This window comes from Pseudonocardia acidicola (assembly GCF_012911935.1).
Classification (GTDB): domain Bacteria; phylum Actinomycetota; class Actinomycetes; order Mycobacteriales; family Pseudonocardiaceae; genus Pseudonocardia; species Pseudonocardia acidicola.
Genome location: NZ_JAAXLA010000081.1, coordinates 22,467 through 30,867, shown reverse-complemented (window position 1 = coordinate 30,867; position 8,401 = coordinate 22,467). Strand labels below are relative to the sequence as shown.

Annotated in this window: 10 protein-coding genes; 6 read left to right on the top strand and 4 right to left on the bottom strand. The window is 72.5% G+C overall.

Annotation, left to right across the window (positions count from 1 at the left end):
- Positions 1-125: 125 nt before the first annotated feature.
- The gene (locus HF526_RS29235; RefSeq protein ID WP_169384809.1) at positions 126-554 is read right to left on the bottom strand and encodes a DUF5313 family protein; all 429 of its coding nucleotides are present in this window, start codon (positions 552-554) and stop codon (positions 126-128) included.
- An 88-nt stretch (positions 555-642) separates the two neighbouring features.
- Between HF526_RS29235 and HF526_RS29230 the strand changes: the two genes are divergently transcribed.
- From HF526_RS29230 to HF526_RS29205, 6 genes are all read left to right on the top strand, one after another.
- Entirely contained in the window at positions 643-1,116 is a 474-nt protein-coding gene (locus HF526_RS29230; RefSeq protein ID WP_338051835.1) for a MarR family winged helix-turn-helix transcriptional regulator, read from the top strand.
- Between the two features lie 80 nt (positions 1,117-1,196).
- The gene (locus HF526_RS29225; protein ID WP_169384808.1) at positions 1,197-2,618 is read left to right on the top strand and encodes a YlbE family protein; all 1,422 of its coding nucleotides are present in this window, start codon (positions 1,197-1,199) and stop codon (positions 2,616-2,618) included.
- Between the two features lie 68 nt (positions 2,619-2,686).
- The gene (gene nthB / locus HF526_RS29220) at positions 2,687-3,355 is read left to right on the top strand and encodes a nitrile hydratase subunit beta (protein WP_169384807.1); all 669 of its coding nucleotides are present in this window, start codon (positions 2,687-2,689) and stop codon (positions 3,353-3,355) included.
- Entirely contained in the window at positions 3,352-3,951 is a 600-nt protein-coding gene (nthA, locus tag HF526_RS29215; protein WP_169384806.1) for a nitrile hydratase subunit alpha, read from the top strand. Before nthB ends, nthA begins: the two co-directional genes overlap by 4 nt.
- Positions 3,948-4,328, top strand: coding sequence for a nitrile hydratase accessory protein (locus HF526_RS29210; protein ID WP_169384805.1), 381 nt, complete (start codon positions 3,948-3,950; stop codon positions 4,326-4,328). The genes nthA and HF526_RS29210 overlap by 4 nt, the downstream gene beginning before the upstream one ends.
- A 178-nt stretch (positions 4,329-4,506) precedes the next feature.
- The gene (locus HF526_RS29205; RefSeq protein WP_169384804.1) at positions 4,507-4,674 is read left to right on the top strand and encodes a hypothetical protein; all 168 of its coding nucleotides are present in this window, start codon (positions 4,507-4,509) and stop codon (positions 4,672-4,674) included.
- Between the two features lie 12 nt (positions 4,675-4,686).
- Here the strand turns inward: HF526_RS29205 and HF526_RS29200 are convergent, their stop codons facing one another.
- Genes HF526_RS29200 through arcC form a run of 3 tightly spaced genes read right to left on the bottom strand, consistent with a single transcriptional unit; the run spans position 4,687 to position 8,398 of the window.
- The gene (locus HF526_RS29200; RefSeq protein ID WP_169384803.1) at positions 4,687-5,874 is read right to left on the bottom strand and encodes an MSMEG_0565 family glycosyltransferase; all 1,188 of its coding nucleotides are present in this window, start codon (positions 5,872-5,874) and stop codon (positions 4,687-4,689) included.
- Positions 5,871-7,430: a protein FdrA gene (locus tag HF526_RS29195; protein ID WP_338051834.1), complete on the bottom strand. Its 1,560-nt coding sequence runs from the start codon at positions 7,428-7,430 to the stop codon at positions 5,871-5,873. Before HF526_RS29195 ends, HF526_RS29200 begins: the two co-directional genes overlap by 4 nt.
- The gene (gene arcC / locus HF526_RS29190) at positions 7,427-8,398 is read right to left on the bottom strand and encodes a carbamate kinase (RefSeq protein WP_169384802.1); all 972 of its coding nucleotides are present in this window, start codon (positions 8,396-8,398) and stop codon (positions 7,427-7,429) included. The genes HF526_RS29195 and arcC overlap by 4 nt, the downstream gene beginning before the upstream one ends.
- Positions 8,399-8,401 lie beyond the last annotated feature (3 nt).

Here is an 8,401-nt window from a genome sequence, read left to right as displayed (position 1 = left end):
ACCCTGCAGCTCCACCACCACCGGCACCCCCGCCCCCCTGCTGCAGATCGGCAAACGCCCCGGCGCCTGAGGCACACCCGTGCGCGGCAAGCGGCACCGCTCACCGCGCAGGAGCGCGGCAGCGCCTACGCCGGAGGCTGCGTGCGCCAGCGCTCGGCGTACCGGCGCTGCGCCTCCTCGCGCTCGCCGGCATGGGCCTCGTCACGCACGCCGGCCGCGGCTCCCTGCGGATAGCCGGCCTTGACGGCGCGGTGCTCGGCTGTCTCGTACATGTAGGCGACCGAGTAGAAGAAGCCCAGCAGCAGACCGGCCAGCACCGCGCCACCGCGCACCCAGGCCGGTCCGGGGATCAGAACGTACAACAGCACGGCGATCGGCGTGAGCTGCACGGCGGTGCGTGCCAGGTGCCGCAGCCGCCAGGTCCGGGTGGTGACGTCGTGCAGCACCCAGGTGCGGTTCTTGGCCGGCAGCCCGGCCCCGAAGGCGTAGGCCAGCCACCGGATCGGTCCCGGACGCACCCGGCCGGTCTCCTCGGCTTCCGCATCCGCGCCCATGTGATCACCGTTCCGACGTCGAGACCGCCCGTGTGACCTCATCGAGCAGCCCAATGGTTTGTGTACAAAACAACGGTACGCTGTCAGCGTGACACAGCAACCGGTGAGTGACGCAGCCGACTGGGAGGGGGTACCCGATCCGCTGCAACTCGACCGTCAGGTCTGCTTCGCACTCTCGGTGGCCGCGCGCAGCGTGGTCGCGCTCTACCGCCCGCTGCTGGAGCCGATGGGCCTCACCCACCCGCAGTACCTCGTGATGCTCGCGCTGTGGGAGCACTCCCCGCTGTCGGTCAAGGAGCTCAGCGGGCTGCTGCAGCTGGACCCGGGAACGCTGTCGCCGCTGCTCAAGCGGCTGGAAGCAGCCGGCTACCTGCAGCGCAGGCGAACGCCGGAGGACGAACGGACCCTCGCCGTCACGCTGACCGACGCGGGCCGCGCGTTGCGGGCCGACGCGGAGAAGGTGCCGTACGCGGTCGTCGAGCGACTAGGCATGGGACTCGACGAACTGCAGGATCTGCACGCTGCGCTGACCCGTGTGATCGAGGCCGCCCGTCCCAGGTAGCGGGTCACCACCTGCCGTTTCTCCGATAGTGTTCGCGTCTCTACTATGTGATGCAGGCGCGCACCGAGGAGGACAACCGGATGACCCAGCTCGCACTGCCGGACGAGGTCGAGGTGGTGAACGTCGGACTCCCGATGTTCGCCGACGCGATCCGGGACCAGGGACGCCCTGTCCAGCACGTCGACTGGCGGATCCCGGCGGGTGGCGACCTGGCCGCGGTGGCCGCACTCGGCCGGCTCTACGGCGACCACGCCGCCGCCATCGACGAGGCCAACACCGAGGTGGTCCGCCGGCTCAACGAGGGCGTCCCGCAGCTCGTGGGCATCTCCACGGTCGGCGAGGCGGTGCCCGGCTACGAGGGCCGGATGATCCTGCACTCGGGGCCGACGCTGCCCTACCTCGACCACTGCGACCCGCTGCGCCGCTCCATGCGGGCCGCCGTCGTCGCCGAGGGCTGGGCCGCCGACGTGGAGGAGGCCAACGGCCTGCTGGCGCGCGGCGAGATCGTCCTCGACGCGGCCAACCACCACGACGCGGTGGTCCCGATGGCCAGCGCCGTCGGCCCGTCGCAGCCGGTGTTCGTCGTGGAGAACCGCGAGGGCGGAACCCGGGCGTTCTCCTCGATCAACCAGGGCCCCGGCGAGGTCGCCTGGTTCGGCCGGGAGACCGACGCGGCGATCGCCCGGCTGCGCTTCCTCGCCGAGACCGGCGGGCCGGCCATCGCCCGGATCCTGGAGGCCGCCGGGCCGCTGGACATCCTGGCGGTCGCCGCCCAGGGCATCACCATGGGCGACGACCTGCACATGCGCACGCAGGCCGCGACCAACCTGCTGACCCGCACCTGGCTGCCGCACATCGCCGCACTGCCCGAGGCCGCGCGGGTGCCCTTCGCCGAGTACCTCGGCGGCAACCACCTGTTCTTCCTCAACCTGGCCATGGCCGCGGCGAAGTCGCTGCAGCTGTGGGCCCAGCAGGTCGAGGGCTCCAGCATCGTCACCACGATGTCGCGCAACGGGACCACGTTCGGCATCAAGCTCGCCGGCTCGCCGGACTGGCACATCACCGAGGCCCCGCCGGTCGGCGAGGCCATGTACTACTCCGGCCAGGGACCCGAGACCAGCGCCAAGGACATCGGCGACAGCGCCGTCCTGGAGCTGACCGGCATGGGCGGCCCGGCCGCCGGTGGCTCCCCGGCCGTGGCCGCGTTCCTCGGCGGCACCATGGCCGACGCGGCGGCCGCCACCGAGGGTTTCCAGGCGATCTGCGCCGGCAAGAGCACCCGGTTCACGCTGCCCCCGATGGGCTTCATCGGGACCCCGCTCGGGGTCGACGTGCGCAAGGTCGTCGAGCTGGGCATCACCCCGAAGGTGACCACCGGGATCCTGCACGTCAGCGACGGCACCGGTCAGGTCGGCGCGGGCGTGGCGGCGGCGCCGGTCGAGTGCTTCGTCTCGGCCCTGCAGGACCTGGACCGGCGCCTGTCCGGGGCCGACCGGGACTGAGTGGGGAACGTCTCCATCCACTATCGTGGAAACCAATCTTGCATCGTAGATTTCAGAGAGGTGGTGTGATGGACGGGATCGCCGACATGGGCGGCACCGACGGCTGGGGACCGGTCAAGGCGCCGACCCGTGATGAGCCCGTGTTCGCCGAGGCCTGGGAGGGCCGGGCATTCGCCCTGACCCTGCTCACGATGGGTCGCGTCTCGGGCCAGAACCTGGACGCGTTCCGGCATGCGCTCGAGCGGCTCGACCGCACCGCGTACCTCGACGACGGGTACTACGGCCGCTGGCTCAACGCCTCCGAGCTGATGCTTCTCGACAGCTCCATCCTCGCCCCCGGCGCCATCGACGCCCGGGCGCGCAAGCTGCGCGGTGAGGACGCCGAGGAGCCCGCGGTTCCGGAACCGAACAAGCCCGACTACGCGCCGACCGCGGCCGGCTCGCTGCGCACGGTCGAGCAGGAGCCCCGCTTCAAGGTCGGGGACGTCGTGCGCACCCGGAGCACCCCGTCCGAGGGGCACACCCGGCTGCCGCGCTACGCCCGCGGCCACACCGGCGTCGTGGAGATCATCCAGCCGGCCGCGCTGCTGCCGGACACGCACGCCCACTTCCAGGGCGAGAACCCCCAGCACGTCTACTCCGTGCGCTTCGACTCCCACGAGCTGTGGGGTGCCGACGCGGAGTCGTTCCAGCTCACCATCGAGATGTTCGAGAGCTACCTGGAGCCTGCTTCATGAGCACCACCGAATCCTCCACCGAGCGGATCCCCGCGTCCCTGCGCACCGAGGCGCTCGAGCAGCTGCTGACCGAGCGCGGGCTGGTGGACCCCGCGGTGATGGACAAGTTCATCGCCAACTACGAGACCAACGTCGGCCCGCTCAACGGGGCCAAGGTCGTCGCCAAGGCATGGACCGACCCGGAGTACAAGAAGCGGCTGCTCGACGAGGGCACCTCCGCGATCAAGGAGCTCGGCTTCTCCGGTCCGCAGGGTGAGCACATCGTGGTCGTGGAGAACACCCCGACCACGCACAACGTCACCGTGTGCACGCTGTGCTCGTGCTACCCGTGGCCGGTCCTCGGCCTGCCGCCGTCGTGGTACAAGGACCCGGCCTACCGCGCGCGCATCGTCAAGGAGCCCCGCAAGGTCCTCTCCGAGATGGGCCTCGACCTGGCCGACGACGTCGAGATCATCGTCCGCGACTCCAGCAGCGAGGTCCGCTGGCTGGTGCTCCCGGAGCGCCCGGCCGGCACCGAGCACCTCTCGGAGGAGGAGCTGGTTCCGCTGATCACCCGGGACGCGCTGGTCGGCGTCGCGAAGGTCGCTGCGCCGTGAGCGGCTCGGCGACCGCCCCGCTCGCGATCGACGGGCCGGCCGCGCCGCCGCGGTCGAACGGCGAGCTGGTGTTCGCCGAACCGTGGGAGAGCCGCGCCTTCGGGATGGCGGTCAGCCTGTACGACGCCGGGGCCTTCGAGTGGTCGCAGTTCCAGGCCGCGCTGATCGCCCGGATCGCGGCGTGGGAGGCCGGGCACCCCGAGGGCGAGTGCTGGAACTACTACCAGCACTGGCTCGGGGCGCTGGAGGACGTGCTGGCCGCCGACGGGACGGTGTTCTCCGACGAGGTGGACGCGCGCGCCGACGAGCTCGCCGCCCGCCCTGCGGGTTACGACCACCGCGACGACGAGGGCCACGGCCACGGCCATGGCCACTGACCCTGCATGACCGGAGGGCCGGGACGCGCTGCGCGTCCCGGCCCTTCGTGGTGGTACCCGTACCCCGGCTAGACTCCATCGGCCCGTCTGCCCCCTCGTCCACCGACGACCGCGAGGGCATCGTGTGCGCACGAGCCGGGATCGTTCGAAGACAAGAAATCACCGGGTGGGATCAGACATGTCGACCGACGCCGTGTCCGCGCAGAAGCGCAACGACGAGGAACTGCGCCAGCGGCTCTTCGCCGAGCGCATCGCCATCGGTCGCGAGCAGTACCGCCAGGCGCAGCGCCTCAAGGAGATCCGGCTGCTGCTGGAGGACCTTGAGGAGCGCACCCGCAACGGCTGAGGTGCGACACCGCTAGGCGGCCGCGGCGCCCGCCCGCACCTCGTCGTAGATCTCCCGGTGCCGTTGCGCGCTGGCCTCCCAGGTGAACCGGGGCAGCACCGCGCTCCCGGCGGCCGCGAGCCGCTCGCGCAGTGCCGCGTCGTCGACCATCGCGCGCATCGCGTCGGCCAGCGCCTCGTGGTCGGCCACGGCCGGCAGCAGCGCGCTCTGCCCGTCCACGAGGTACTCGCCGAACACCGGCAGGTCCGAGGCGATCACCGGCAGGCCCGCGCCCATCGCCTCCAGCACGACCAGCCCCCAGCCCTCCTTCACCGACGGGAAGGACAGCGCGTCGGCGGCGTGGTACCAGCCGGCCAGCTCGGTCTCGTCGACCGTGCCGAGCAGCACGACGTCCTCGCCGAGGGTCAGCCCCAGCTCGGGCAGCGACGCCAGCGCGGCGTCGCGGTAGGCGGTGTAGTCCTGGAACGAGTGCCCGCCGACGATCGCGAGCACCGCCTGCGGCCCGCGCTCGCGCTTGAGCTCCGCCAGGGCCCGGAACGCGTGCACGGTGCCCTTGCGCGGCTCCACACCGCCGACGGCGAGGAACACGAACTTGCCGCTCGCGGCGTCTGCGCCCGCGCCGATCCGCTCCCGCAGCGCCGCCCGGTACTCCGGGGCCGGCGCCGGGAACCGGTCGATGTCGACACCGTTGGGCACCACATCGGTGCTGCGGCCGTACTCGTCGCGCAGGATGCCGCGCCACTGCTCGCTGACCACGAGCACCCGGTCGGGTTCCACGATGGCCGCCCGCTGGCAGTCGATCAGCGCCTGGGTGGTGAAGTCGTCGACGTGGTGCACGGTGCGGACCACGGTCACCGGCGCACCGGCGTCGCGGACCCGGGCGGCGGCCCGGGCGGCGATGCAGTCCTGGGCGTGCAGCACGTCGAACCGGTCGGTCAGCCCGGCCAGGCCGGCCTCGAGCGTGTCGATCGAGGCGAACACGCGCTCGTCGAGCGTGGTGCCGACCTTGGACGGCGCCGGCAGCACGGAGTGCGGCACCTCGGTGGGCCGGAACAGCCCGGCTGCCGGGTCACCGACGGCGACCAGGTGCACGTCGACGCCCTGCCGGTGCAGCGCCTCGGCCAGGCTCAGCGTGTGCACGAAGCCGCCGCGCGGCTTGGTCGAGTGGGTGATGAGCGCGAGGCCCTTGCCGGAGCTCACAGTGCCGTCGCCGCCAGCGCGGGGTTGCGGGTGGCCAGCGCAGCAGCGGCGAGCGAGGCCCGGGCCGCGGTCTCGGTGACCAGGCAGCCGGCCTCCTCGAACGCGCGTCGCTGGCGCTCGTAACCCTGCGGGTCCTGCTCGGTGCCGAGCACGTAGGTGATCACCCGCGGCCCGCCGCCGGCGATGATCTCGGCGCAGATCGGGGCCAGCTCCGAGGCCGGGTCCGGGTGCGCGCCGTGGCCGAGCACGACGTCCAGGATGATCGCGGCGACCTCGGGGTCGGCGCCCTGCTCGCGCAGCAGCTCGATCCGGGCCTCCGGGTCGATCATCGGGTGCGGGCGGCCCTTGGTGTACTCCTCCTCGCCCAGGTCGAGGCAGGTGTGGGCGTGCTCCGGCGCGGGCAGGCCCAGCTTCTTGTCGATCGGGGTGTTGGAGTACACGTCCCCGAGCACGTCGGCCAGCACGACCAGCGACTCGTAGCAGAGCGTTCCACCGGAGAACAGCCCGCGGACCAGCTTCCGCTCCTCGGGCAGCTCCGCGGCCAGCTCGCGCACCCGCTCGACCAGGCCCTCGGTGACGTCGGGCGCCTTGGAGCCGACGGCGGCCATCGCGGCCACCGCGCCGGCCTCCAGGGTCCGGGTGACCACGACACCATCGGGCGCGGAGAAGTCCTCGGGCACCCCGATCAGCGCCGCGACCAGCGGCTTGCCGGCCGCCGCCTCGACGACCGCGTGCGCCACCTCGACGGCCGGCGGCTTGGACACCAGCAGGATGACGTCGGTGCCCTCGTCCTCGACGAGCGCCTTCACCGCCGACAGCGCCATCCGGCCGCCGACCTGGGAGTTCAGGTCGCGCCCGCCGAGCCCGATCACGTGCGAGACGCCGGCGCCCCAGCGGTCGACCAGGCCGGCGGCCTCCTGCGCGCCGGTGCCGGCCGCCGCGACGACCGCGACCCGGCCCCGGTTGACGACGTTGGCGAAGCCGAGGCAGGTGTGCCCGAGCATCGCGGTGCCGGCGCCCGGGCCCATGACCAGCAGCCCCAGCCGGTTGGCCCGGTCCTTCAGCTCGATCTCGGCCTCGATCGGCACGTTGTCGCTGAACAGCAGCACGTCCAGGCCGGCGGAGAGCGCCTTGTGCGCCTCGAGCGCGGCGTAGTCACCGGGCACCGAGATCACCGCGACGTTGCTGCCCGGCTGGCGCTCGACGGCCTCGGCCAGGGTGCGGGCCGGCTTCTCCGCGGCCGCCTCGCCACTGCCGCCACGGGCGGAGAACATGGCCGCCTCGCCGGCCTCCCGCGCGGCGTCGGCGACCTGCTGCGACTCGGCGCGGATGGCGATGAACAGGTCGTTGGCCCCGGCTGCGGCCAGATCGCCGGAGGTGACGTCGAAGCCCTCCGCCTGCAGCGTCTCCAGGTTGCCCGGGGTGGCCATCGCGGCCGAGGCCCAGTCCACGCCCTCGGTGGCACGCAGCGCCCGCGTGCCCGACAGCTGGATCACGGAGTCGACGTAGGTGTCGGCGTACAGCCGGACGTCCCAGATCATCTCGGTGCTGCTCACGAACGGGCTCCCATGCAGGTTTCGGTGGCGACGATGCGGGTGCCGGCGTCCTCGCCGGCCGGGGTGTCGAGGGAAGCGCAGGCGCGCTCGGCGTTGGTGACCACCGCGGTGCAGCCGCCCTCCCGGACGAACTGCATGGCGGCCCGCATCTTCGGGCCCATACTGCCCTCGGGGAACTGGCCGTCGTCCGCGTGGGTCTGGGCCTCGTCGACGGTCATCTCGCCGATCCCCCGGGCGGTCGGCTTGCCGTAGTCGAGCATCACCTGCGCGACGTCGGTGACGAGCACGAGCGCGTCGGCCTTCAGCGCGCTGGCCAGCCGCTGTGCGGCGAGGTCCTTGTCGATGACCGCGTCGATGCCGCGGTAGGCGTGGCCGTCGCGGACCACCGGGATCCCACCGCCGCCGGCCGCGACGACGATCATCCCCTGGTCGACCAGGGCGCGGATGGCCTCGAGCTCGACGATCTCCTTCGGCTTGGGCGAGGGCACCAGCCGGCGGTAGCCGCGGCCGGCGTCCTCACCGACCGTCCAGCCCTGTTCGGTGGCGTGCTGCTTGGCCGCCGCCTCGTCGAAGAACGGGCCGATGGGCTTGGTGGGGTTGGCGAACGCGGGGTCGTCGGCGTCGACCACGGTGTGGGTGATCACCGAGACCACACCGGGCAGCCGGCCCTCCCCCGCCTCGTGCAGCGAGAGGGTGAGCAGGCAGCCCAGCTGGCCCTCGGTCATTGCGCCGAGCCAGAACAGCGGCAGGTCGGGGACGCGGTCCGCGCCCGCCTCCTGCTGGATGGCGAGGTTGCCCACCTGGGGCCCGTTGCCGTGCACCAGCACGACCGTCCAGCCGGCGTCACGCATCCGGCACACCGCGGCGGCCATGGATCGAGCGTTCTCGGTCTGCTCGGCGAAGGTCCCGGCTTGGCCGCTCCGGGTGATGGCGTTGCCGCCGAGGGCGACGACGGCGATCTTGGACATGAA

What these genes read in the sequence shown, in the direction of transcription:
- HF526_RS29235 (WP_169384809.1), bottom strand. Translation starts at nt 554, where the DNA reads ATGGGCGCGGATGCGGAAGCCGAGGAGACCGGCCGGGTGCGTCCGGGA.
- HF526_RS29225 (WP_169384808.1), top strand. Translation starts at nt 1,197, where the DNA reads ATGACCCAGCTCGCACTGCCGGACGAGGTCGAGGTGGTGAACGTCGGA.
- nthB (WP_169384807.1), top strand. Translation starts at nt 2,687, where the DNA reads ATGGACGGGATCGCCGACATGGGCGGCACCGACGGCTGGGGACCGGTC.
- nthA (WP_169384806.1), top strand. Translation starts at nt 3,352, where the DNA reads ATGAGCACCACCGAATCCTCCACCGAGCGGATCCCCGCGTCCCTGCGC.
- HF526_RS29205 (WP_169384804.1), top strand. Translation starts at nt 4,507, where the DNA reads ATGTCGACCGACGCCGTGTCCGCGCAGAAGCGCAACGACGAGGAACTG.
- arcC (WP_169384802.1), bottom strand. Translation starts at nt 8,398, where the DNA reads ATGTCCAAGATCGCCGTCGTCGCCCTCGGCGGCAACGCCATCACCCGG.